Origin of the sequence: Rossellomorea vietnamensis (assembly GCF_025398035.1) — a bacterium.
Classification (GTDB): Bacteria; Bacillota; Bacilli; order Bacillales; family Bacillaceae_B; genus Rossellomorea; species Rossellomorea vietnamensis_B.
The window spans coordinates 1,424,856-1,447,233 of the sequence record NZ_CP104558.1; the positions used below are offsets into that span (position 1 = coordinate 1,424,856).

Sequence of the window (22,378 nt, forward strand, 5' to 3'; positions counted from 1 at the left end):
CGATGAATCAATCATTGGGCATCATGACCCTCACTCCTGAAGTGACAAATGAATATTTTCTCGAAATCGCAAAGCAGTCCCTTTCTTATCCAATCGACCTTTACCTGTTTTCCCCTCAGGGAATATCTCCTTTAAACGAAACCGTGGAAGGATTCCACTTCGACAGGGTGACAGGGGAATGGGAAAAAGATGCCTTTGAAATCCCTGAGTACATTTATGACAGAACGTATTACCAGAAAGATATGAAGTCCCGGCAGGCGAGAGCTGTCGTTCAATGGTTGAAGAACCAGAAGCATATCCGTTTCCTTGGGTACGGATTGCCAAACAAATGGCATCTTTATGAAAAGCTGAAACAGACCTCCCTCGCCCCCTATATCCCTGTAACATCCTTAGTAGCCGATGGAAAACATTTATTAAATCTCCTCCTCAAACATAAAGATATAATAATCAAACCTGTCGACGGGGCTCATGGGTTTGCTGTTTACCATCTCGTTTTCAATCAACAGAGTATTGTCGTTCGCACCACCAAAAAGCAAGGAATCATAGAACAATCATTTCCAAATGAAGATGTCTTTCTAAAATGGGTTGACCACATGCTCAAGGTTCACACGTTCATTTGTCAAAAAAGGCTGCCAAACCTGACGAAAGGAAATGCCCCTTTCGATATGCGGATTCTCATGAATAAAGATCACAAGGGGGAATGGAGGGAATTTCAACGAGCGATCCGCCAAGGTGAAGAGAATGGGATTCTGACGAATATCAGCCGCGGTGCTTCCTATCTTTCATACTCGGAGTGGAAGGATACCCAGAATTCCCATGGATGGGATTTTATCGACGAAGAACTTACATCCATTTTGGAAGAAGTCCCTATACTGCTTGAAAAACATTTTTCCCCTCTTTTTGAAATCGGGGTCGACCTCATTATCGGGGATGATCATTCCCTATGGATCCTGGATTTGAACTCTAAGCCGGGGCATAAGGTAGTGGATGCATTACAACCCGGGAAGCTGTCAACATTATATCAGGCACCTTTAGATTATTGTGACTTTCTATCCTCACAATCTCTTTCATCCTTAAGGCGAGGTGATTTCTAATGCTCCATGCATATAAAGTCGAATACTTCCAAGATGAAGAAAGCACCCTATACCTTCCTTCCGGGTTCAAAACCGGGGAAGACACCTTTCCACATACCGTGGTACTCGGGACCGGAAGACAACCTGCCAGCTGCAGGCGCCATCCGAATGGCCGTAACGTGATGGGAATCAGTACAGGTTTAGCGGAAAAGCTGCACCTTCCTTCAAAAGTGGATTCCCTCTCCCTCTATTGTAAAGACGAATGTCTACACGCAGGGGTACTGATTGGAATATTCACTGCGGGTTTCACAAGTTTCCGGTTAAGTCCCATCGGACAACGCTCCCACTTCTTCAAGAAACTATTATCGGTTCAATCTTCCTTGGGAGTCATCCCCTTTGTATTTGGAGAACAGCATATTGATTGGGAAAATGGACTCATTAAAGGATTCTTTCATTTTGGGGAAGGATGGGAAACGGAAGAAATCCCTTTCCCGAATGTGATTTATGACAGACTCCCAAACAGACAGAGTGAAAAGCGGAAAACCTATCAGGGACTGAAGGAGAGACTGGAAAGAGAATACGGCATTCCGTGGTATAATCCAGGATTCTTCAATAAACTCGACCTATTCGAGAGATTGGAAAATGACCCCACTGTTCAACACTTCCTTCCTGAAACCAGGCCGTTCCAATCATTCGAAGAAATGGAGCGGATGCTTTCCGCCTATAACCATATTTATTTGAAGCCGAAGAACGGGAGTCTCGGAAACGGAATACACAAAATCACATATAACCGGTCCACAGAAGAGTATTACTGCCGTTTCAGGGACGGTGATCAGAAGAACCGCTTACTTAAGTTTAAATCACTGGAGCTGTTGGCCAATACAGTGTTCAAAAGCCGGAATCTGGACTCCTTTATCGTCCAGCAGGGTATCTCCTTACTGAAAGAAAATAATCGTCCCATCGACTTCAGGGTCCATACCAATAAAGACGAAGAAGGAAACTGGCAAGTCAGTGCAATGGCAGGAAAAGTAGCGGGAACGGGAAGTGTGACGACACATGCGAACAATGGTGGAGAAGTGAGGGTCCTTTCAGAACTGTTCCCGGAAGAAAAGGAAAGACAAACCATTGAAGGGTCATTAAAGGACGCGGCTTTATTGTTGTCACACGCCATTGAGGGGAATCTTGAAGGGTTCATCGGTGAAATAGGCTTCGATTTCGGTGTGGACGACAACCATCGCATTTGGATGTTTGAAGCAAACTCAAAGCCTGGCAGATCGATATTCTCACATCCTGACTTAAAAAGGTTTGACTTACTAACAAGGAAACTCGCCTTATCATTTGGTATTTTCCTCACCCACCAAAGCTTGGATCATCCCGAGGAAATGATACCATGAACATCCTTTACGACCGGATGAAGAAGACCTTTTTTCACGGGGAAGAACCCATTACTACCTATGGATTTGCGAAGGATTCCTTTCTCTTATCCTCTATAGCTTCCAATCAATGCTATACCTTTACCATCTCTCACCGAAAGGGGAATCGTCCCGCGATCCCCTTAGTCGGCATCGTTTCAAGTAAAGAAGGAAAAAACAAATATAAGGGAAACTTTGAATTATTCCGGTCGATACAACAGGACGTCGAGCAGTCTGGAGGAATCTGTTTCGTCTTCTCCCCGCAGGATGTACTGGGCGATTCGATAGAGGGGATCATGTATAATCATGTTTTACACAAATGGGTAAGATGCCTGTTTCCCGTTCCGAACGTCATTTACAATCGGGTCCCATCAAGGCATGCCGAGCAAAACCAAGCATACGAAAAGCTTCTTCGTTTTATCAAGAAACATGGGATTCCATTCTTCAATCCCCATTTCTTTAATAAATGGGAAATCCACGAGCTGTTGTCCAAAAATGATGAGCTCAAAGCATATTTGCCGCAGACCGAGCTGGTTACCGATGAAGCCTCCCTTTCACGTTTCTTGACCACTCATCATAAAATATATGTTAAACACGCTCTCGCTTCGCAAGGAAAAGGGATTCGCCTGATTGAACTGGATGACAGAGGCGGGGTCCTATGTAAAAGCATTAAGAAAATAGAGAGGTTCGTATCGATCTCCCGCCTTCATCAAACGTATAACGAATGGTTTTTGGGCAATGAGTGGATCATGCAGGAAGCGGTCCCTTGTAAAACAATGCACGAACACCGCTTCGACTTTCGCATATTAGTCCTTCACACGGGTGATGATTTCCGTTTGATCGGTATCGGGGTCCGCATGTCCCAGCGTCAGGAAGTCACCACCCATGTACCTGCCGGCGGCAAAATCATTTCCCTGAAGGAAGTGGCAGATGCAGAAACAAAAAAAGAAATTTCGAGGATCGTTCAAACATGCGGGGAAGAACTGGCCAAATCGTTTGGCTATGTAGGGGAGTTTTCCATTGATCTCGCTCCCAAAGAACAAGGGGGATTCGTATTGTTTGAAATTAATTCAAAGCCGATGTGTTTCGACGAGACAGAGATTGAGAGGAAGCGGAGAAAACAGCTTGTCCGTACGTTCATGACACTCAGTGCACAAAACAGTGAAGGTTGAATCTTCGTGAATGACACAAGGTTCAACCTTTTTCTTTATCGCTTATCGTAAGGAATTATAGATGGTTGAAAACCTGGTTGCATGTTCCTGTTCATCTGTCATGGCAATAAAAAGCGGTTTATACGCCTGCTGATTTGGAATCTCCAGGAGCATATCCCGGTAAAACTCCGCACCCTCCAGTTCATCCTTCAGTGCACGGAGCACCCCTTCCTTGAAAGTGGTGAACCCCACCTTTTCTTTCTTGTGCTCATAATACTCTCCCGTCAATAGATAATGCAGATATTGAAACATTTCATAATGTTCTTTTTCGTCTTTTTGAGCATGTTCAATAAACTCTACGTACAGAGGATTATTGGTCCGCGCTTTTAGCTCTTTATAGAAATAATAACCTGTCCATTCATCACTGATCGCCTTCTCTAAATCACGAATAAACGAATTCATTCTTCGTCCCTCCCCTATCTCTTCAGTAAATTCTATTAGAGAAGCCTTCCATTTATGATACATTTCACGGCCGGTCCTACACAGCCCGGGTTAAAACGTTTACAATATGAATGGAGGTGACAAATGATGATCCAACATTTTCAATTTAAGAACATGTACGAAAATAAACAGCTCCCGGGCTGGACATTTTCCTTTTATTTCAGCGGGACGAAATATACAGGAACATACCATAAAGACGGAAGAATCGAATGGACCGGCCCCAATCCTCCGGCTGACAAGGAAGAGATCCTTAAGAAGCAGCTGCATGAACTGATGCTATTCCATGTTTATGAGTGATGCAACCTACATAATACCCCAGTCCGGTAGAAATTAATCCTGTTCCATGCATAACTTCAGCCCCCTTTCTAAAACTAAAGAAAGGAGGCTGATGAGCATGAAAAAAGACAATAAGAACGATCAATTCCTTCCTGATACGAATTACGAAGGAAAAGAAAAAGCATTTCTGGATGTCGACCGTTTCATCAACGAAGGGATGTCCGGAGGTTCCGTCCACATGAGGGAAAACACCACCAACATCGAAGAAGCGATCGAAATCACCGACTACGAAGAGCCCCCAAGATAATATGGAAAAAAAAAGCTGCCAATCAGGAATTTTCCTTGGCAGCTTTTTACCTTTTATCGACTTTTAACGAGCATATTGACAGCTTCCTGGATCGCATCTTCCGCCTTTATGCCCTCTTCTTCCGACTCGCGTATGCACGCTTCCAGATTCTTTGCCACGATGAGGCCGATTGTTCGGTCAACAGCAGTTCGAACGGCTGATAGTTGAGTCACAACATCCTTACAATGTTTCTCATCCTCCATCATTTTCAATACACCACGGACCTGACCTTCAAGACGTTTCATTCGATTCGTAACTTCTTTTGTATATTCCATTCAGGACACCCCATAAGAATTATTCATTGTACAATAGTATTAAAATTATTGTACTTTTGCAATCATGCACTCTTTGATTACTCCAGCTATTTCAGTACAATGTCATTATAACCTTTTTTACTATAATAATGAACAAAGAGGGATCACATGTTTACATCTTTACGTAAAAAATATCCTGGCGCCATCATTCAGCACCATTATCCCACAAGCCTCGAATCTACAAAAGTCTGGTTTACGAACGAACAGGAAGATGAATATATAGGGATCGATCAATCAGAGATTTCCCAGCCGGAATTGGATTTATTATATTGCTTGTTTCAAGAAATCACTCCTTCACCTGGAAGCGTGAATGATTCTCACGATTCCGCTGAGTGGTACCATTATTTACTGGAGAACGGGCCGGTCCCGTCAATGCATGATGGAGAGTTCCGCATCATTCAATTCAGTCTGAAGGAAGGCAGGGAACAGCTTCAACTGAGAGAAGCGTTCCAACATTTATTACCACACGGGACCATCCTCATTTTCCTCTCAGATCGCATGGGACTGCTTATAGAAAGGAAGCATGAGTGGATGATGGATGAGGAACAGCTGCAGTCGATTTCCCATGTCATTGAATCGGATTTCTTCGTCAGTCCTTCTTTTTACATTGGGCAGTTTCATGATGCCGATTCACATTTCCCTGCTTTTTTCGCCCATGAACGTGAGCTATTTTCGTTTTCTGGAACCATTCATAAGCAGGCATTCATCCAGTCGGCCGTGACGGTTCTGCCTGAATTCACCCTACACCACTTTCCGCATGCATGGGAGGAGCATTTCTTTAAAAAGGTCGCCGACTTCTTTTCTGAAGATCCTGAACAAATTCACACCATCAGGGCATTTCTCGAAAATCAGTCCAATATCAGTCAGACCGCCAAGACATTATTCATGCATCGGAACAGTGTCCAGTACCGGATTGATAAGTTTATTGAAAGAACAAATATAGATATTAAAAGCTTTCAAGGTGGTATCCTTGCCTACTTTGCCTGTTTAAGCTTCCAATCTGACAACCTGCCCAATAATGTTTAGGCAACTTTGTGCAGGTTGACCATATCGTTTTGAATCCGCTTTCTCTACAATGAATCTATAGATGAAAACGATTGCATTTCAAGGAGGAGAAACGAAGTGGCTGAATTAAAATTAGAACATATCCACAAGATTTATGATAGTAAGGTAACGGCGGTAAATGACTTTAACCTTCACATTCAAGATAAAGAATTCATCGTATTTGTTGGACCATCGGGCTGTGGGAAATCCACCACCCTTCGCATGATTGCCGGGCTCGAAGAAATATCCAAAGGGGATTTCTCCATTGACGGAAAACGCGTAAATGATGTGGCGCCTAAAGACCGTGACATCGCCATGGTGTTCCAGAACTATGCCTTATACCCTCATATGAGTGTGTATGATAATATGGCATTCGGTCTTAAACTGCGTAAGTTCGATAAACAGGAAATTGACCGTCGCGTACAGGAAGCGGCCAAGATCCTCGGTCTTGAAGCACTGCTAGACCGGAAACCGAAAGCTTTATCAGGTGGTCAGCGTCAGCGTGTTGCACTTGGCCGTGCCATCGTCCGTGATGCGAAAGTATTCTTAATGGATGAGCCTTTATCCAATCTTGATGCTAAGCTTCGTGTACAGATGCGTGCTGAAATTGCCAAGCTTCACCAACGTTTACAGACAACAACGATCTACGTAACACATGATCAGACAGAAGCGATGACGATGGCTACACGTATCGTTGTCATGAAAGACGGTGTGATTCAACAAGTTGGTTCTCCCAAAGAAGTATATGATAAACCGGAAAATGTCTTCGTAGGCGGATTCATCGGATCACCTGCCATGAACTTCTTCCACGGATCCCTGGAAGATGGGAAGTTCGTCATCGGCAATACGAAAGTGTCTGTACCGGAAGGAAAAATGAAAGTGCTTCGCGAACAAGGCCATGTAGGAAAGAGCATCATCCTTGGTGTACGTCCTGAAGATATCCATGACGAGCCTCTTTTCCTGGATACCGCTCAAGGTGCGAAAATCACGGCGAAGATTGAAGTATCTGAATTAACGGGTGCTGAAACGATGCTGTATTCTCAATTAGAAGGACAAGAGTTTGTAGCCCGGGTTGATTCCCGTACAGATATCGTTGCAGGACAAACGATCGATCTTGCATTCGATATGAACAAAGCTCATTTCTTTGATTCAGAATCTGAGTCAAGGATCCGATAAGTAGATAAGAAAATGGCGCACCCAGCTTTAGGGTGCGCCATTCTTTATTAAAATTCCGTCAGGTCTATACTTTTCCCTTCTTCTTCCCCACACCGGAGGCATGTAAAGAGATGAAGACAAGTATCAGAGCAGCTGCTATTCGGAATGCCGTCGGCTAATTGCACGTGCTGAATATCCATATACGCACTATACTCATCGTAAAAATCATAATATCTACCCTGATCCGTTGTCGAGTCTCCACATTTAGTGCAAAGTCCCCTGTATTCAACGATCCCGTTACATAACGCGCAAGCTTTCATGATGTGTCACCATACTTTCAATCTAAATCTTTTTATAGTGTTATCCTTTTTACAATCATGGTGATTTATGTAGAAAACTTGCAGGGATTTAATAGGAATAAATTCCCTGTCATCCCCTTGAATATAATTCTTCAGAGAAACCATAATACCTAGTAACAAGGCAGCAACAAGCCTTCACTAAACCCCACTCGATGGGTTACACCATTTGAAGATGGTCGCTCATGGAATAGCGTGCTGGTGCAATTCCAGCTAACCCAACCAAAAAAACTTATACATTCTAAGGAGATGACAGATTATGCAACAGCAACAATCTCGCAGCAATTCATCTAACCAACTAGTAGCTCCAGGAGCTCAACAAGCAATCGACCAAATGAAGTACGAAATCGCTTCTGAGTTCGGCGTACAATTAGGACCAGATGCAACAGCTCGTGCTAACGGTTCTGTAGGTGGAGAAATCACTAAACGCCTGGTTCAAATGGCTGAACAACAAATCGGTGGCGGGTACCAAAAATAATCACCAATTTAATATGATTGGATAAAACTCCCGGTCTTTTAGGCCGGGAGTTTCATTATGTCTTAAATAAATTCCAGTCCATGCTTTCCCATCATTTATTATGGACCATAGCTGCCGGGTCAATCCATTTATCATACTGTTCTTCCGTCAAATAGCCTGATTCGAGGGCCGCTTCTTTCAATGTTGATCCTTCCTGATGGGCCTTCTTCGCAATTTCTGCCGCCTTCTCATAACCGATGTGCGGATTTAAAGCCGTAACGAGCATGAGGGATCTTTGCACAAAGTCTTCAATGACGTCCCGATTCGCCTCCAGTCCCTTTACACATTTATCGTTGAAGGATTTTATTCCATCTGCAAGCAGCCTTACGGATTGTATCAAATTATAGATGATGACCGGTTTGAAAACATTCAGCTCAAAGTTCCCCTGACTGGCGGCAAAACCTATAGCTGCATCGTTCCCGAAGACTTGGGTCGCGACCATGGTCACCGCTTCACTTTGTGTCGGGTTCACTTTCCCCGGCATGATGGAGCTGCCTGGTTCATTGGCAGGTATCGTCATTTCCCCTATGCCGCTTCGGGGACCGCTTGAAAGCCATCTGACATCATTTGCAATTTTCATAAGATCCGCTGCCAATGCCTTGATGGCACCGTGGACGTACACAATTTCATCATGGGATGTCAGGGCATGAAACTTATTATCCGATGAAGCGAACTTGATGCCTGTCTGTACTTCTAATTGGGCCGCAACCTTGCTGCCAAAAGTCGGATCTGCATTGATCCCCGTTCCTACCGCCGTTCCGCCGATGGCAAGATTGACCAAACGCTGTACACTTTCCCTTGTCATGCTATAGGATTTTTCCATCATGGAACGCCATCCACTGATTTCCTGTCCGAGAGTCAACGGCGTGGCATCCTGAAGATGGGTACGGCCGATTTTGATAATATCCTGAAATTCATCCTCTTTCTCTTTCAATGTTCCAATGAAATCCTGAAGCACGGGAAACAACTTGGATTCGATTTCCTGATACGCCGCTACGTGCATGGCCGTCGGGAATGTATCATTGGAACTTTGAGACATGTTCACATCATCGTTGGGATGGACCCTCTCCTCCGAGCCATTTTCACCGAGAAGTTCATTGGCACGATAAGCCACTACTTCATTTACGTTCATATTGGACTGTGTGCCGCTTCCCGTTTGCCAGACGACCAGGGGGAAATGCTCATCCCACTTCCCTTCCAAAATCTCATCACAGGCCTTTCCAATCGCCCTCATCTTCCCTTCAGGAAGCTTTCCAAGTGAATGATTGACGACTGCAGCCGCTTTCTTCAACTGTGCAAAGGCATATGTAACCTCAATGGGCATCTTTTCGGTACCGATCTGGAAGTTTTCCTTACTCCGTTGAGTCTGGGCCCCCCAATATTTTTCCTTCGGCACCTTCATTTCTCCTATTGTGTCACGTTCAATACGGTATTCCATTGTCATTCCTCCCTGTAAGTGATCCAACTACTACCATATTTCCACTAAAACGTTCCTTCTAACCTTTTTCTGAAAAGTTTATTAGTTTCAGCTGACGATATGAATAAAACCTAAAAAAAAGATGAATGAGCGTCCACGCCCATTCATCTTCCCTCTTTATTGTATTAAGTTAAGGAATTGCTTCGTACGTTCATTCTTTGGATTTTCAAACACTTCCCGGGGAGGGCCTTCTTCGACGATGTATCCCCCATCCATGAAAATGACCTTATCGGCCGCTTCTTGGGCAAATCTCATTTCATGTGTGACGACCACCATCGTCATCCCCTCTTCGGCAAGGTCTTTCATGACTTTCAATACCTCGCCAACCAGTTCGGGATCAAGCGCTGAAGTGGGCTCGTCGAAGAGCATCACTTCCGGCTCGATGGCGAGGGCCCTTGCAATGCCGACCCTCTGCTGCTGCCCGCCTGAAAGCTGGAATGGATAATAATCAATCTTATCACCAAGACCGACTTTTTCAAGCAGTTTGATGGCCTTTTCGCGCATCTCGGATTTTTTTCGTTTCTGTACAACGGTCGGTCCTTCCATGACGTTTTCGAGTGCAGTCATGTGAGGGAACAGATTATAGTTCTGAAATACCATCCCTGTTTTTCTTCTTAGGCTGATAAGCTCCTGCTTGGTTACCTTTTTATTGAAATCAACGGTGGAACCGCCTATCGAAACAGTACCGTCATTCGGGATTTCAAGGGCATTCAAGCAGCGAAGGAACGTTGTCTTTCCTGAACCAGAAGGACCGATCAGGACGATGACCTGTCCTTTTTCGACTTCTACATTCATTCCTTTTAATACTTCTAACTGATCAAATCGTTTTGTTAATCCTTTAATGGAAATCATGTTCAATCTCCTTTTATATTACTTGGCAATGTACCGATCCAGTCGGTTCTCTATACGACCTTGTATAATGGATAAGATAAAGCAGATGACCCAGTAAAGTAGCGCTGCTTCCATGTACATAAGTAAAAACTCATAGTTGGTAGCCGCAATTTCCTGTGCCTTCCTGAACATTTCCGTCACTAGAATCAAGGAAGCAAGTGACGTATCCTTCACCAGACTGATGAAAGAATTTGATAACGGAGGAATGGATACCCGTGTTGCCTGCGGCAGGATGATTCTCTTTAAGGCTTGAGAATACGTCATGCCGATGGAATAGCCGGCTTCCCATTGTCCTTTCGGGATCGATTGAATCGCGGCACGGACGATTTCTGACGAATATGCACCTTTATTTAATGAGAAAGCGATGATGGCAGATGGGAACGGATCGAACTTGATCCCCAAAGTAGGCAACCCATAGAAAATGATAAATAATTGAACGAGTAAAGGGGTCCCTCTTATCGCAGATACATAAAACCTTGCAATCCCACGTAAGATTGATATATTTGACAGACGGGCAAGAGCAGTCAGAACAGCCAGGATCATACCTAAAGCAAATGAAATGAGCGTTAGAGGTATAGAATAATACAAAGCCCCCTCTAACATTGGAAGCAGGGAGCTTTGTAAAATATCAATCATTGCTTGAGGATCCTGGTAAATGCTACTTAGGAGATACATCTTCTCCGAACCACTTATCAGAGATCTCTTTGTACGTACCGTCTTCCATCATTTCCTCTAACGCTTTATTCACTTCTTCTACCAGCTTGTCGTTGCCTTTACGGAACATCAGACCACTTTGACCAGCGTCTTCAGCTTCTGCGGCAATTTTCACATTGGCATTCGGCTGTTTCTTCAGGTAATCAAGGATTGAAATCTTATCGTTCACTGTTACATCCACTCGGCCTTGCTCAAGTAATTGGATGGATTGTGAAAGGCCTTCCACCCCTTGAATTTTCGCACCATTTTTTTCAGCGATATCGCGGTAGTTACTAGTCAGGGATTGAGCAGAAGTCAATCCTTTGATGTCCTCAAATGAAGTAACATCTTTGTTGTCTTTTGATACAACAACTACTGCACTTGATTCGATATATGGTTTAGAGAAATCATATTTCTTCTCACGATCTTCACGAATTCCCACCTGGTTTGCGATCATATCGAAACGCTTGGAATTCAAACCTTCAAACATTGCATCCCATTGTGTTTCCTGGAATTTCGCTTCGACTCCGAGACGCTTCGCTACCTCACGGGCGATTTCTACGTCAAACCCGGTCAGCTTTCCTGATTCGTCATGGAATGTGAAAGGAGGATATGTACCTTCCGTCCCGACAAGTAATTCTCCATCTTCCTTTACCTTATCGTAAAGGGATGTCTCTTTCGAATCACCATTTGATTCTTCTTTATCTTTAGATTGACCACATGCAGCTAACACCATGGATAAAGCGATTAGCATGATGATGGATAATTTCCACTTTTTCATTGTATAACCCCCACTATTCTTATCGGATTTAAATTTGTTACGAATGTCATCATAAAACGTTACCAGAGATAAGTCAACATAAAAGTTTCCTACCCGAGATTTTTTTCTTCACCTTTAGTATGTATACTTGAATACACAAACATGTAAAAATTTCCGATTATACGCTACACTAATTTCAAAGAAATATGGGAGGGCACGATATGAAAATTGCTTTATTCGGGAGTACGGGCCGGGTTGGTTCCGTCGTCTTTCAACGGGCTATATCAGAATATGAAGTAAATCGATTGGTACGGAGAGGCAGCGGTCAGGACGCTCCCGGCACGGAAATAATCGGGGATGTGTTGAACGAAGAAGATGTGATGAAGACCATCGAAGGCTCAGAGGCCGTGATCAGCTGCCTGAATACAGATAAGCAGGATGTCCTCACAAAAAGCATGCCGATCCTGTTAAAAGCCATGAGAAGCTATGGGGTGAAACGGATCATTACGTGCGGGACGGCGGGCATCCTCCAGGCGCGGACGGATGATGGTCTTTACCGTTTTCAGTCGAGTGAATCGAAACGGAGAAGCACAACCGCGGCCGAAGACCACCTAAGAGCCTTCCTCATGCTTCAGGCATCCGAAATGGACTGGACCATCGTTTGCCCCACCTATTTGCCGGATGGAGAACGGCTCGGCAATTACCGAACGGAAAGAAATGTACTTCCAGAAGGCGGTAGCAGCATTTCCATGTATGACACAGGAGATTTTATATACAAACAACTGTCAGACCTGTCCTTCATCAAAAGCCGGGTTGGGATCTGTTATTGAGTATGGGATAAAAAAAACGGGACTGAATGCCAGTCCCGTTTTCCAATTATTCGAAGATGGTAGAAATGATTTCGTCCGTGCTCATTCCACTTTCGACTTCAAAGGTACCTGGACGCAGCTCGTTCTCAAGCCCCCGCTTTTCTACCTCTTTATAGAAATCCAACCCATCTTTTATGATATTGGCTTGTTCCAAAGCGTTTCCTACGTCGATGCTTGTCATCCCGGTAGAAACGGTGAGCATCGTTTTGTAGACCACCTTGCCGTCATCCTTCTTAATCGATGCCTCTTCCTGCTTTTCATTCATGGCTTTCAGCTGCTTGCTCCACTGGTCTTCAGTATGTATGACATAGCCTTTTGAAGTCAGCTTCTTCACCATTTCATCCTCTGACAGCTTTTGCACTTCAGCAGGTTCTTCTTTTCCGGTACTGCTTGCTTCAGAAGGACCGAAAAGATACACAGCCCCAATCAAAGAGGTGGCGATCAAGATCCCTCCAGCAAAGCTCCGCAATGAGTTCGATGTCACTGTCATTGTGCCACTAAGCCCCTTTCACCCTTTTGAGCCATAAATGGCGCAAGCATATGCTCCACTTCATGAGGCTTGAGCTTTGTTTTCCCTGCAATACTTTCAACAGAATAGCCTCTTTTATACAAATCAAGCATCTCACGGAGCAATTCGCGTTCCTCGGATGCTGCAGGTGCAGCTCCTGCCTGCTGGGCTGTAATTTCTGCATCCAATTGTATGTTTCGTAACTGCTTCTCCAGTTCATGAACCTCGTTCAATACGGAAATGGAAACATGCTCTATCTGTTGCTCAAGCTTCGAGTTGGTTTGTGTCGTTTTAATAAACGATAAAATGAGCAGCACAACTGCTGACCCAAATAATATGGCGATTGCCCATCCCATCATAGGATCCTCCCTTTATGAAACTTTTTTATCAATTAAATTATACATGGATAAGGGAATAAATTCGATTTAAAACGACAAAATCCCACGAAAGTCCTGTTTTCTTAACAGGAAATTGTATTAATACATGGATAATTCCCCGTAACATCAGTATAATTTCAAAATCCAGTATAAGAAAAAGCGTCCGACTACATCGTCAGACGCCCTTTCCCTTCTATCCTGCCAGATGATCTTTAGTTCCCTGCTGGAGCTGATACATTTGATAATATCGGCCCAGCCTTTTCATTAATTCATCATGATTCCCACGCTCCACGATTTCCCCTCGGTCCAATACAAGGATTTGATCGGCTTCCTTGATCGTCGATAATCTGTGAGCGATGATGAAGGTCGTACGGCCCTTTTTCAGGACTTCCATCGCTTCCTGGATGATCGCCTCAGTCTCTGTATCGATGCTTGATGTCGCTTCATCGAGGATCAGGATCGCTGGATTAAAGGCCAGTGCACGTGCAAAGGATATCAGTTGGCGCTGTCCGGATGAAAGGGTGCTTCCTTTCTCGATCACCGGCTCATCATATCCATTCTCCAGGTTTTTGAACACTTTTTCCGCCCCTACCGCATTGAGTGCAGCCTCTACCTGCTCCCTTGAAATCCTTGGATCATCGAGACTGACATTCGAAGCAATCGTCCCTGTGAACAAATAAGGATCCTGCAAGACAATTCCCATATGTTCCCGAATCGTTTGATAGGGAATATCGACAATGTCATTTCCATCAATCCGGATTTTCCCTTCATTGCTGTCATAGAAACGGAATAACAGATTCATGATCGAGCTTTTTCCTGAACCCGTATGTCCCACCAAGGCAACGGTTTCCCCTTTATTCGCTTCAAACGTAATATCTTTCAACACATATTCATTCTCTTTATATCCAAAGAATACATGCTCAAAGCTTACATTTCCGTCATACCTGCTCATTTTCCCATCATCCACAGGGGTCCCCGTCTCTTCAAGCAGCTGGAAAACCCGTTCTCCCGCCACAAGTGCCTGTTCAAGATTCGCAAGCTGGTTCACGATCCCTGTGACCGGTTGGAACAACCGATTGATGTAGTCAACAAAAGCATAAAGGACGCCGAGCGTGACAACGGATCCCACTCCGATCGATGCTCCTCCGAAATACCAAATGAACGCTACGAACGTGATATTCCTCAGTACCCCAACAAGGTTATGGGAGGTCATTGAATTTAAGCTTAATAGCTTATTTTGATAGTTGAAGTGGGTTTCGTTCAGATCTTCGAATTCTTCGTTCGTTTTCTTCTCCCTGCTGAAAGCCTGAATGATGTTCATGCCCTGTATTGATTCATTGATCATGGCATTGATATCACTCACTTTGGATCTGATGATATGATTGTATTTCGACGCATACATACGATAAAGATACGTCCACACAACCAGGATCGGTATCAGGATCAAGCAGATGGCCGCTAATTTTGCGTCAAGGATAAAGAGTGCAATGTAAATCCCGATAATATAAATCGTACTGGAGAAGAACGTCGAAAGTACGGTTACATACAGGTCCCTGATTGCTTCCGTGTCGTTTGTGATCCGGGCAACGACCTTCCCTGCCGGCAGATTATCGAAATAACGGATCGGAAGCTTTTGGATGTGTTGAAACACATCATTACGCATCTTTTGTATCACACGGTTTGCCGCCTTCTGAAGGTAAAACCGCTGGCCGTATTGGAAAAAGGCCGCAACCACAAGCAAGCCGAAATAAAAGGCAATCAATCGGATGATCCTTGGGATTTCAGGATTATAGAACCTGAGAAGCTCATCCCCTGTTAATTTCTTGGCGGGATAGGTTTCTGATTCCCCGCCTTTAGTGATGGTCATCTCCCCCGATGACACCGATCGTTCCCCGTCAAAGGAAACGGTGGCAGGGACGAAATAAAACGCTCTGCCTACCTGAAGGATACGGACGTCTTCCCCTTTTGCATCTCCATCACTGAAATATTGATCACGCTTATACCATGTTCCCTCATAGGGTACAGCTTCTTTTCCCTTAACCGTTTCATACCAGGTCGATTCAATCCCGATAATATGGTCATCAATCAGTTTTTTGGCAATGAATGGACCGGCAAGTTCCGCTGCCACTGATACACTGAGCATCAAAAGTGCAGCTATGATGATTTTTTTATAAATCAAGGCATATTCGGTTAGTTTTCTTCCGACTTTCATGCGCCCACCTCCTCTGGTGAGGAATCTTCAACTTGTTGGCGGTCAAATTGTTCTTTATACCAACCGCCATTCTCGAGGAGCACTTCATGGACCCCTTCTTCTACCACTTTCCCATCCTCTAAGACGATGATCCAATCAGCATGCTGAACCGCCGAGAGACGATGAGTCGTAATAATCGTTGTTTTCCCTTCCCGTTCTGTTCGTATATTGTCTATGATCTTCGCTTCTGTCTTGGCATCGACGGCCGATAATGAGTCATCAAGGATCAGGATTTCCGGGTTCTTGATGAGGGCCCTCGCAATCGAAATCCGTTGTTTCTGCCCACCCGAAAGAGCCACACCCTTCTCCCCTACAAGGGTGGTCAAGCCATCAGGCAGCATGTCGAGATCCTTCTTGAAATCAGCCAATTCTATCGCCGTTTCCAAATCTGCCTCTATTGCATCATGCTTTCCGAATAAAATATTTTCTCTTACGGTCCTGGAAAATAGAACATGATCTTGTGGGACATACCCAATCCAATCCCTTACCTGTTGAATGGACAAGTCATCAATCGGGATTCCTCCGATCGATAGGGAACCACTTCCCGCCGGATATTCACGGAGAAGCTGCTTGATGAAAGTCGTCTTGCCGCTTCCTGTCTTTCCGACTATCCCAAGGGTACCTCCTTGATGGATGTTCACATTGATGTTGGAAAGGTTCAGTACCTGTGAGGAAGGATATTTGAAGTCCACATCCTTAAATCCGATCTGTTCAGGGGAAACGATTGATTTAGGATTCTCTCCATCCTGTACGTCCCGGACATAATCAAGTGTCTCCTGAACCCGATCGAGGGACGCATTCCCCCGCTGCATCACATTGATCAATTCACCAATCGCAAACATCGGCCAGATCAACATCCCGAGATACACATTAAAGGAAACCAGCTGTCCCAGGGTAATGCTCTGGTGGAATACCAGGTAGGCGCCATAACCCAATCCGATTAAGTAACTTAATCCAACGAGGACTTTTATGGTCGGTTCAAACAATGAGTCGATCCTCGCAACACCGATATTTTTGTTATACACATCTTCCGTCATATCACCGAACCGCTTTTCATCTGCCCTTTCCTGTACGTAAGCCCGGATGACCCTGACCCCTGCAATCGACTCAAGAACTTTATCATTCAAGTCTCCGAATGCATCCTGGGCTTCGGTGAACCGTTTATGGATCCTTGCACCATATACCTTCATTAACAGAGCCATGATCGGCAGAGGTAAAACGGCGGCTATCGTCAGTTTCCAGCTGATGAGAAACCCCATCGTAAACAGGATTGTTAACATGAACACGCTCGAATCGATCAACGTCAGGACACCAAAACCCGCCGTGATCGAAATCGCCTTTAGATCATTGGTCGCCCTCGCCATTAAATCACCCGTCCGATTCTTCTCAAAGAACGTCGGGGTCATCTTTAAGAGGTGACCCATGAATTTACTGCGCAGCTTCCTTTCTACGAGAAAGGCACCGCCAAACAGTTGATACATCCATACATACGTCATTCCGTACGAGATGATGGCAATCCCGGCAATCAACCAGAGATACTTCCCCACCACATCCCAGGTCATCGCACCGAGGTGAATGTCGTCGATGGCATTTCCTACAAGCTTCGGGGGGATCACATCAAGGATCCCGACAATCGTCAATAGGACGATCGCCACTGTATACCTTTTCCAATTCTCAATAAAAAACCATGATAATTTCTTAAAAATACTAAACATCCCAGTCTACCTCCCCATGTTGACTTTCTTTACTATCCGCCTTCTGTCTCCACAGCAGACATCATCTTCTTCATTTGAACCATTACCATCATCTTTTCCTCCTTCATAAAATGGATAATCTATGTGTGATCAAGGATTCCCTTGGGTTCACCGTTAAGCGCTAACATACAAAAGACGGACGTCACAGGGCAGTCAGAATCGCATTCCCCAGGTGGGAGTGATTCTCTTGTGCCTTATAGACGTCCGTCTTCATGAATGGACATAAAAAAGCACAGATTATAAACATAACCTGTGCTCGTGGATTCATATGAAATCGCTAAGGAGTTACTGGTCATGTGATGATATGAAATTGATTTGAAAAGCCGCTCGCGCTCCTTGAGATCCATTCACTTTCATCATCACAAACCCTCCATTCGTTATCGTTTTTTATTCCATTAATAACCATACTACAGGACCTTAATTGTGTCAATATTATTTTTATTGATAATTTTCTATATACTATATGACTTTCCTGGTACATAATCTGTCGTTACAATGATCATGATTTTCTCTCCCCTTTTCTTCTAAAAACTTTTTTCGCGAATATGAAATAAAAAATGATGGGCATCGGGCACTGAATCAGTCCCCAAATTCCCCAGAACCAATACTGATGTCCATTCTTACGTGCATCGATGAATAAATAGATGCTTTGGACCAAAAGAAGGGGAATGACAATCGGCAAGATATAAAGCTCTTCTTTTGTCATGTCCTTTTCACCTTTTTCGTATAAGTCAACCCAATAAATATCAAAGCTCCTGCGAAAATGAGAACCTGAAGGAGAAGAAATAGAATCGGCATTTGAAACAAAGTAAGGGAGAAAACGGTCAGTAGGCAGCCAGCGAGAAGAAGAAAGAGTATCATATCTCGTTTAAACCTTGCTTTTAACTGTTCTTGCTGACCCTCGACCAATTGTTCAAACCATTGAAGGGACGGAGTGCTTTCCTCTACTTCACGATCAATCGATCGAAAGCCTTCATCTATCAATTCCTTTAGTTCATCCTGTTCATGTTTGTTGTTCATCTATTTTCAACTCCTTTCTCATCCTTGTAATTCCGTGATGGACCCTGGATTTAACGGTCCCAGGCGGAAGATCCGTCATTTGGCCGATTTCCTCGTATGAGTATCCATAATAGTGTTTCAATATAATAGGAAGCCTCACTTCATCTGAAAGTCGTCCCAGTGCGGCTAATGCGTCATTCCACTCTTCGTTTCTCGATTCCATTTCCCACTTGAGCTTTCTACCGTTCATTTCTTCCCTTTGCCAATCCTTTTCTCTTTTGCTTTTGCGCTGAAGATCGATATACCGATTGGTGGCAATTGTAATCAGCCAGGAGGAAAACTTTGATTTCCCGTTGTATTGATGGATTTTCTCCACACATTTAGCCATTGTGTCCTGAGCAAGCTCTTCTGCCAGATCACGATTCATCGTTACTTTGATCAAATACTTCACTAAAAAGGGGTAATGTTCCCTAAATAGAAGAGCAAAGGCTTCATGGTTCCCTTTTTTCGCTTGCTTAATCCATTTTTTCTCTTCCATCCTTTACTGTCCTTTCTATCCCCCGGCAGGTGAGTTCATTGATAAGACGTACATGAAGAAAAAACGTTCATAAAATGATTATACTTTTTAAAAATAATTTTCATTCTTTTTATAATAGCGGTTTATTAAACATTTTTACTGTTAAAGAAGCGAGTGCTGGTTGATTTCCGCTACAGGTGCTCGCTTTCCGCGGGGCTGGCGGTGAGCCTCCTCGGCTACGCCTGCGGGGTCTCACCTGTCCAGCGTTTCCCGCAGGAGTCGAGCACCCTCCGCTCCAATCAACTATCAAAGCATATTTACTTATGAGTAAAGGAAAAATCATTTTTTCCTTCCAAACCACATTATTTTCAAACGATTGAAGAGGTTTATAATATAAAAAACCCCTACTGAATCATCTTGCCCAATTCAGCAGGGATGTTTCTTTAACTATTTAAAACGGCAGAATGTGGTTCTTCTTCCTTTACGTATTTAGGCAGGATGATGGTGTAGAATACGGCTACGATGAGGAGGCAGCCTCCGACGAGCCAGTAGAGCATTTCAACTGTGATCACAGACGGGAATGTCATGGCGATGACTCCCAGGGTGATGGATTGAGAAAGCATCATAAGAGGATTGATCCATCCCTGTACCCTCCCCATCATCTTAGGGTCAATGATACTTGGCATCCAGCCCCCGATTGCAATGTTTACAAGTGGCAATCCCAGTGCTGCGATGAAAATGATCATAAGAAAAAGCCAGGTGGTCGGGGCAAACGATGCTGCGATGATAAAGGTACCCGATATCACGAGACCTGCCACGATCAGTACATGAAACTTGAATTTTTGGGTGAGCATGGAGGAGAAGATACTTCCGATCAGAACTCCTGCCCCGAAGGCTACCCCTAATAGAATGGAATATTCCTCATAAGAATCGGGAGCCAATTTATACTTCAATATAAAGATAGGAATTACCGAGAATCCGCCATTCACAATTCCGAATACAACAAACCCGCCTATCAACGATAAAAGGAGCTTATGGTTCAGGATATACTTCATGCCAGCTGTAAAATCTTTTGCGACAGATTGAATGTTCAAATCCTTCCAGGAATGCTTCCCATTTGGAAGCCGGACTTCTTCCGGGATGACACATTTCCTGATCAAGATTGCCGAAATCACAAATGTAACGAAATCCACCGCAAGGGCACCGTAAATCCCGGCGGTCCAATAGACAAAGATGGCAACGGCATTTCCGAGCAGCATAAACAAGCTCATCACCATTTGATTAAGTCCGGCAGCAGTAGAATAATCATCCTTTGAGAGTACCCCCTGGAGGATTCCTTGTTCCGCCGGGAAGAAAAATTTCTGGACACCACTTCTTAGGAAGAGAACCGTAAAGATGAGCGGAAGCCAGCCTATGAAGATGGCACCGAATAATAATAATGTAAGAATAGAACTGATCGTATCACAGTGATAGGCAATTTTCTGGCGGTCCAACCTATCAGCGAATACGCCTACAAGGAAAAACACTAGAAGAGTCGGTAGTGAATACATCATTTCCGTAATCGATGCATACACGGGCTGCTCAGAAAAGCGATCCAGCAGATAAAACATAAACGCTGTCAGGCCAATCACACTTCCCATATGCGAAGTAAAGTTAGCGAAGAATAATTTTAAAAATATTGGATTCTTAAAGATTTCAATCATTTTTTTCATAACATCCGTCCCCCATCAATAAGTAACTATCTTTATCATATGGAAATGATCTTAAGGACAGTAGGGGCTTCTGGTGGTTTTTCCCTCCGTCTCGGGTCGGATAAGGTTTAGGCGCCTCTGCAGAAACGGGAATGATTTTTCGTTTCGCAGATAAAAGGCAGATTTCACAAGCATCGCTCCAATCGATCATTCAAATTCAATAAAAATAGCCCGGACCATCAAGGCTCCGGGCTATCCTTTCTTTCCATCACTGTTCAAATGTCCCTTTCACGATCGCTTCCCCGTTTTTCACCATCAATTTCCCTCTGGCGAAAACCGTATTCACGTCAAGGGTTTCCTGATCCAAAAGGACAAGGTCAGCATCCTTTTCAACTTCCACGCGACCTTTTTGCTTTAGTTTCAGGATCTTCGCAGGATTCGAGGTAATGACCCTGATCGCTGTTTCCAAAGGGATGTTTTCCTTCAGAACGGCATCCTTCACTTCTTCATAGAGGCTTGACACCTGACCGATCTGCAGTCCGATCAGCTCTCCATCACGATCAAAATTCGGCAGACTTGCTTGTCCATCTGAGGTATAGGTGATTTGTTCCACCGGTACGCCCGCATCTAGCATGCGTTTAAGCGCTTGACTGCATTTGACTTCCCCGTCTTCCAGAAACTGAGGGATGGTACTTGTTGTAAAGTCTACATAGCCGCCTTTAAGGGCATACTGGATCCCTGCTTCAAAAAGATGGGCATTCCGGTTGATGTGAGTCGGATAGAACTGCTTGATCGGAATATCCGTCGTCTCGACAATCTCTTCCAGCAGGTTCAGGTGATCATAACTATCCCCGACGTGGATATTGACAATCCCGGCTTTCCCTGACAACATCCCTCCGATCCTTGCAGCGGAAGTAATTTTCGCCAACTCGTTAACCGTCGGCTGAGATGAGCGATGATCGGCAATCGCCACTTCACCCACCCCAATGATTCTATCCACTAAGATGATATCATCCTCAATCTTCCCGGTAAGTGTTTTCAAAGGTACCTGGTATGAACCGGTTTGCGTATAACAGGTTATCCCTTCTTCCTCAAGCCCCTTCGCTTTGGCTATGAGGCTTGCCATCGTCCTCGTCGTCCCGTCTGTACCGATGACACCGACAAGAGTGGTGATTCCTGAGAGAGTGGCCTGAGTCAATTGAATTTCAGGAGTTCTTGTACGGAAGCTCCCTTCGCCGCCTCCACCCATAATATGGACATGTGAGTCGATGAATCCGGGTACAACATACTTACCGGTTGCATCCACCACTTTAATATCCACAAATTGACCGGGAAGTTCAATCTTGTCTTCAATGAAACCTATTTTATCCCCTACCAGGAGGATATCCTTTTTCCCTAGATATGCTGGAGCGTAAACTTCCCCGTTTTGTATAAGTGTTAACATGA

Annotated in this window: 24 protein-coding genes; 9 read left to right on the forward strand and 15 right to left on the reverse strand. The window is 44.3% G+C overall.

What is annotated here, in order from left to right:
• Positions 1–2: 2 nt before the first annotated feature.
• The 3 genes from N5C46_RS07300 to N5C46_RS07310 are packed head-to-tail and all read left to right on the forward strand — an operon-like array spanning position 3 to position 3,657.
• Complete coding sequence (locus N5C46_RS07300) at positions 3–1,094, forward strand: YheC/YheD family endospore coat-associated protein (protein WP_261751503.1); 1,092 nt, start codon at positions 3–5, stop codon at positions 1,092–1,094.
• Positions 1,094–2,467: a YheC/YheD family endospore coat-associated protein gene (locus tag N5C46_RS07305; protein WP_261751504.1), complete on the forward strand. Its 1,374-nt coding sequence runs from the start codon at positions 1,094–1,096 to the stop codon at positions 2,465–2,467. The genes N5C46_RS07300 and N5C46_RS07305 overlap by 1 nt, the downstream gene beginning before the upstream one ends.
• Positions 2,464–3,657 carry a YheC/YheD family endospore coat-associated protein gene (locus tag N5C46_RS07310; protein ID WP_261751505.1) on the forward strand — a complete coding sequence of 398 codons (1,194 nt, stop codon included), beginning with the start codon at positions 2,464–2,466 and terminating at the stop codon, positions 3,655–3,657. The genes N5C46_RS07305 and N5C46_RS07310 overlap by 4 nt, the downstream gene beginning before the upstream one ends.
• Positions 3,658–3,699: 42 nt before the next feature.
• Here N5C46_RS07310 and N5C46_RS07315 read toward each other — a convergent pair whose 3' ends face one another.
• Complete coding sequence (locus N5C46_RS07315; protein WP_060670520.1) at positions 3,700–4,098, reverse strand: ferritin-like domain-containing protein; 399 nt, start codon at positions 4,096–4,098, stop codon at positions 3,700–3,702.
• Between the two features lie 126 nt (positions 4,099–4,224).
• Between N5C46_RS07315 and N5C46_RS07320 the strand changes: the two genes are divergently transcribed.
• Both N5C46_RS07320 and N5C46_RS07325 read left to right on the forward strand, forming a co-directional pair.
• Positions 4,225–4,434: a YheE family protein gene (locus N5C46_RS07320; RefSeq protein ID WP_261752301.1), complete on the forward strand. Its 210-nt coding sequence runs from the start codon at positions 4,225–4,227 to the stop codon at positions 4,432–4,434.
• 97 nt (positions 4,435–4,531) lie between these two features.
• Entirely contained in the window at positions 4,532–4,720 is a 189-nt protein-coding gene (locus N5C46_RS07325; RefSeq protein WP_261751506.1) for a hypothetical protein, read from the forward strand.
• A gap of 53 nt (positions 4,721–4,773) precedes the next feature.
• On the opposite strand, the gene N5C46_RS07330 is transcribed toward N5C46_RS07325, so the two are convergent.
• Positions 4,774–5,034, reverse strand: a complete 261-nt coding sequence (locus N5C46_RS07330) for a metal-sensitive transcriptional regulator (RefSeq protein ID WP_034763238.1) — start codon at positions 5,032–5,034, stop codon at positions 4,774–4,776.
• Between the two features lie 147 nt (positions 5,035–5,181).
• Between N5C46_RS07330 and N5C46_RS07335 the strand changes: the two genes are divergently transcribed.
• From N5C46_RS07335 to N5C46_RS07345, 3 genes are all read left to right on the forward strand, one after another.
• Positions 5,182–6,099 carry a PucR family transcriptional regulator gene (locus N5C46_RS07335; protein ID WP_261751507.1) on the forward strand — a complete coding sequence of 306 codons (918 nt, stop codon included), beginning with the start codon at positions 5,182–5,184 and terminating at the stop codon, positions 6,097–6,099.
• 96 nt (positions 6,100–6,195) lie between these two features.
• Complete coding sequence (locus N5C46_RS07340; protein WP_034763235.1) at positions 6,196–7,293, forward strand: ABC transporter ATP-binding protein; 1,098 nt, start codon at positions 6,196–6,198, stop codon at positions 7,291–7,293.
• A 594-nt stretch (positions 7,294–7,887) separates the two neighbouring features.
• A complete protein-coding gene (locus N5C46_RS07345; protein WP_034763234.1) occupies positions 7,888–8,106 on the forward strand; it encodes an alpha/beta-type small acid-soluble spore protein in 219 nt (72 codons plus the stop codon).
• Between the two features lie 91 nt (positions 8,107–8,197).
• On the opposite strand, the gene fumC is transcribed toward N5C46_RS07345, so the two are convergent.
• The 4 genes from fumC to N5C46_RS07365 all read right to left on the reverse strand — a co-directional run bounded on the left by fumC (position 8,198) and on the right by N5C46_RS07365 (position 11,987).
• The gene (gene fumC, locus N5C46_RS07350; protein ID WP_261751508.1) at positions 8,198–9,583 is read right to left on the reverse strand and encodes a class II fumarate hydratase; all 1,386 of its coding nucleotides are present in this window, start codon (positions 9,581–9,583) and stop codon (positions 8,198–8,200) included.
• A 156-nt stretch (positions 9,584–9,739) separates the two neighbouring features.
• The gene (locus N5C46_RS07355; protein ID WP_261751509.1) at positions 9,740–10,474 is read right to left on the reverse strand and encodes an amino acid ABC transporter ATP-binding protein; all 735 of its coding nucleotides are present in this window, start codon (positions 10,472–10,474) and stop codon (positions 9,740–9,742) included.
• An 18-nt stretch (positions 10,475–10,492) separates the two neighbouring features.
• Positions 10,493–11,188, reverse strand: a complete 696-nt coding sequence (locus tag N5C46_RS07360; protein ID WP_261751510.1) for an amino acid ABC transporter permease — start codon at positions 11,186–11,188, stop codon at positions 10,493–10,495.
• A complete protein-coding gene (locus N5C46_RS07365) occupies positions 11,172–11,987 on the reverse strand; it encodes an amino acid ABC transporter substrate-binding protein (RefSeq protein ID WP_261751511.1) in 816 nt (271 codons plus the stop codon). Before N5C46_RS07365 ends, N5C46_RS07360 begins: the two co-directional genes overlap by 17 nt.
• Positions 11,988–12,187: 200 nt before the next feature.
• Here N5C46_RS07365 and N5C46_RS07370 point away from each other — a divergent pair, with 200 nt between their 5' ends.
• On the forward strand, positions 12,188–12,796 hold the full coding sequence (locus N5C46_RS07370) for an NAD(P)-dependent oxidoreductase (RefSeq protein WP_261751512.1): 609 nt from the start codon (positions 12,188–12,190) through the stop codon (positions 12,794–12,796).
• A 46-nt stretch (positions 12,797–12,842) separates the two neighbouring features.
• Here N5C46_RS07370 and N5C46_RS07375 read toward each other — a convergent pair whose 3' ends face one another.
• The 9 genes from N5C46_RS07375 to iadA form a co-directional block, all read right to left on the reverse strand.
• Entirely contained in the window at positions 12,843–13,325 is a 483-nt protein-coding gene (locus tag N5C46_RS07375) for an endolytic transglycosylase MltG (protein WP_261751513.1), read from the reverse strand.
• Positions 13,322–13,702, reverse strand: coding sequence for a hypothetical protein (locus N5C46_RS07380; RefSeq protein ID WP_261751514.1), 381 nt, complete (start codon positions 13,700–13,702; stop codon positions 13,322–13,324). The genes N5C46_RS07375 and N5C46_RS07380 overlap by 4 nt, the downstream gene beginning before the upstream one ends.
• 211 nt (positions 13,703–13,913) lie before the next feature.
• The gene (locus N5C46_RS07385; RefSeq protein ID WP_261751515.1) at positions 13,914–15,932 is read right to left on the reverse strand and encodes an ABC transporter ATP-binding protein; all 2,019 of its coding nucleotides are present in this window, start codon (positions 15,930–15,932) and stop codon (positions 13,914–13,916) included.
• Complete coding sequence (locus N5C46_RS07390; RefSeq protein WP_261751516.1) at positions 15,929–17,686, reverse strand: ABC transporter ATP-binding protein; 1,758 nt, start codon at positions 17,684–17,686, stop codon at positions 15,929–15,931. Before N5C46_RS07390 ends, N5C46_RS07385 begins: the two co-directional genes overlap by 4 nt.
• Positions 17,687–18,224: 538 nt before the next feature.
• Positions 18,225–18,431: a sigmaY antisigma factor component gene (locus N5C46_RS07395; RefSeq protein ID WP_261751517.1), complete on the reverse strand. Its 207-nt coding sequence runs from the start codon at positions 18,429–18,431 to the stop codon at positions 18,225–18,227.
• Positions 18,428–18,745, reverse strand: coding sequence for a YxlC family protein (locus N5C46_RS07400; RefSeq protein WP_261751518.1), 318 nt, complete (start codon positions 18,743–18,745; stop codon positions 18,428–18,430). Before N5C46_RS07400 ends, N5C46_RS07395 begins: the two co-directional genes overlap by 4 nt.
• Complete coding sequence (gene sigY, locus N5C46_RS07405; protein ID WP_261751519.1) at positions 18,729–19,262, reverse strand: RNA polymerase sigma factor SigY; 534 nt, start codon at positions 19,260–19,262, stop codon at positions 18,729–18,731. Before sigY ends, N5C46_RS07400 begins: the two co-directional genes overlap by 17 nt.
• Positions 19,263–19,684: 422 nt before the next feature.
• The gene (locus tag N5C46_RS07410; RefSeq protein ID WP_261751520.1) at positions 19,685–20,953 is read right to left on the reverse strand and encodes an MFS transporter; all 1,269 of its coding nucleotides are present in this window, start codon (positions 20,951–20,953) and stop codon (positions 19,685–19,687) included.
• A 247-nt stretch (positions 20,954–21,200) separates the two neighbouring features.
• Positions 21,201–22,376: a beta-aspartyl-peptidase gene (gene iadA, locus N5C46_RS07415; protein ID WP_261751521.1), complete on the reverse strand. Its 1,176-nt coding sequence runs from the start codon at positions 22,374–22,376 to the stop codon at positions 21,201–21,203.
• Positions 22,377–22,378 lie beyond the last annotated feature (2 nt).

Bases quoted from the DNA above. Each gene is read 5' to 3' on its own strand.
- N5C46_RS07300 (WP_261751503.1), top strand. From the start codon at position 3: ATGAATCAATCATTGGGCATCATGACCCTCACTCCTGAAGTGACAAAT.
- N5C46_RS07305 (WP_261751504.1), top strand. From the start codon at position 1,094: ATGCTCCATGCATATAAAGTCGAATACTTCCAAGATGAAGAAAGCACC.
- N5C46_RS07310 (WP_261751505.1), top strand. From the start codon at position 2,464: ATGAACATCCTTTACGACCGGATGAAGAAGACCTTTTTTCACGGGGAA.
- N5C46_RS07315 (WP_060670520.1), bottom strand. From the start codon at position 4,098: ATGAATTCGTTTATTCGTGATTTAGAGAAGGCGATCAGTGATGAATGG.
- N5C46_RS07320 (WP_261752301.1), top strand. From the start codon at position 4,225: ATGATCCAACATTTTCAATTTAAGAACATGTACGAAAATAAACAGCTC.
- N5C46_RS07325 (WP_261751506.1), top strand. From the start codon at position 4,532: ATGAAAAAAGACAATAAGAACGATCAATTCCTTCCTGATACGAATTAC.
- N5C46_RS07330 (WP_034763238.1), bottom strand. From the start codon at position 5,034: ATGGAATATACAAAAGAAGTTACGAATCGAATGAAACGTCTTGAAGGT.
- N5C46_RS07335 (WP_261751507.1), top strand. From the start codon at position 5,182: ATGTTTACATCTTTACGTAAAAAATATCCTGGCGCCATCATTCAGCAC.
- N5C46_RS07345 (WP_034763234.1), top strand. From the start codon at position 7,888: ATGCAACAGCAACAATCTCGCAGCAATTCATCTAACCAACTAGTAGCT.
- fumC (WP_261751508.1), bottom strand. From the start codon at position 9,583: ATGGAATACCGTATTGAACGTGACACAATAGGAGAAATGAAGGTGCCG.
- N5C46_RS07355 (WP_261751509.1), bottom strand. From the start codon at position 10,474: ATGATTTCCATTAAAGGATTAACAAAACGATTTGATCAGTTAGAAGTA.
- N5C46_RS07360 (WP_261751510.1), bottom strand. From the start codon at position 11,188: ATGTATCTCCTAAGTAGCATTTACCAGGATCCTCAAGCAATGATTGAT.
- N5C46_RS07365 (WP_261751511.1), bottom strand. From the start codon at position 11,987: ATGAAAAAGTGGAAATTATCCATCATCATGCTAATCGCTTTATCCATG.
- N5C46_RS07370 (WP_261751512.1), top strand. From the start codon at position 12,188: ATGAAAATTGCTTTATTCGGGAGTACGGGCCGGGTTGGTTCCGTCGTC.
- N5C46_RS07375 (WP_261751513.1), bottom strand. From the start codon at position 13,325: ATGACAGTGACATCGAACTCATTGCGGAGCTTTGCTGGAGGGATCTTG.
- N5C46_RS07380 (WP_261751514.1), bottom strand. From the start codon at position 13,702: ATGATGGGATGGGCAATCGCCATATTATTTGGGTCAGCAGTTGTGCTG.
- N5C46_RS07385 (WP_261751515.1), bottom strand. From the start codon at position 15,932: ATGAAAGTCGGAAGAAAACTAACCGAATATGCCTTGATTTATAAAAAA.
- N5C46_RS07390 (WP_261751516.1), bottom strand. From the start codon at position 17,686: ATGTTTAGTATTTTTAAGAAATTATCATGGTTTTTTATTGAGAATTGG.
- N5C46_RS07395 (WP_261751517.1), bottom strand. From the start codon at position 18,431: ATGACAAAAGAAGAGCTTTATATCTTGCCGATTGTCATTCCCCTTCTT.
- N5C46_RS07400 (WP_261751518.1), bottom strand. From the start codon at position 18,745: ATGAACAACAAACATGAACAGGATGAACTAAAGGAATTGATAGATGAA.
- sigY (WP_261751519.1), bottom strand. From the start codon at position 19,262: ATGGAAGAGAAAAAATGGATTAAGCAAGCGAAAAAAGGGAACCATGAA.
- N5C46_RS07410 (WP_261751520.1), bottom strand. From the start codon at position 20,953: ATGAAAAAAATGATTGAAATCTTTAAGAATCCAATATTTTTAAAATTA.
- iadA (WP_261751521.1), bottom strand. From the start codon at position 22,376: ATGTTAACACTTATACAAAACGGGGAAGTTTACGCTCCAGCATATCTA.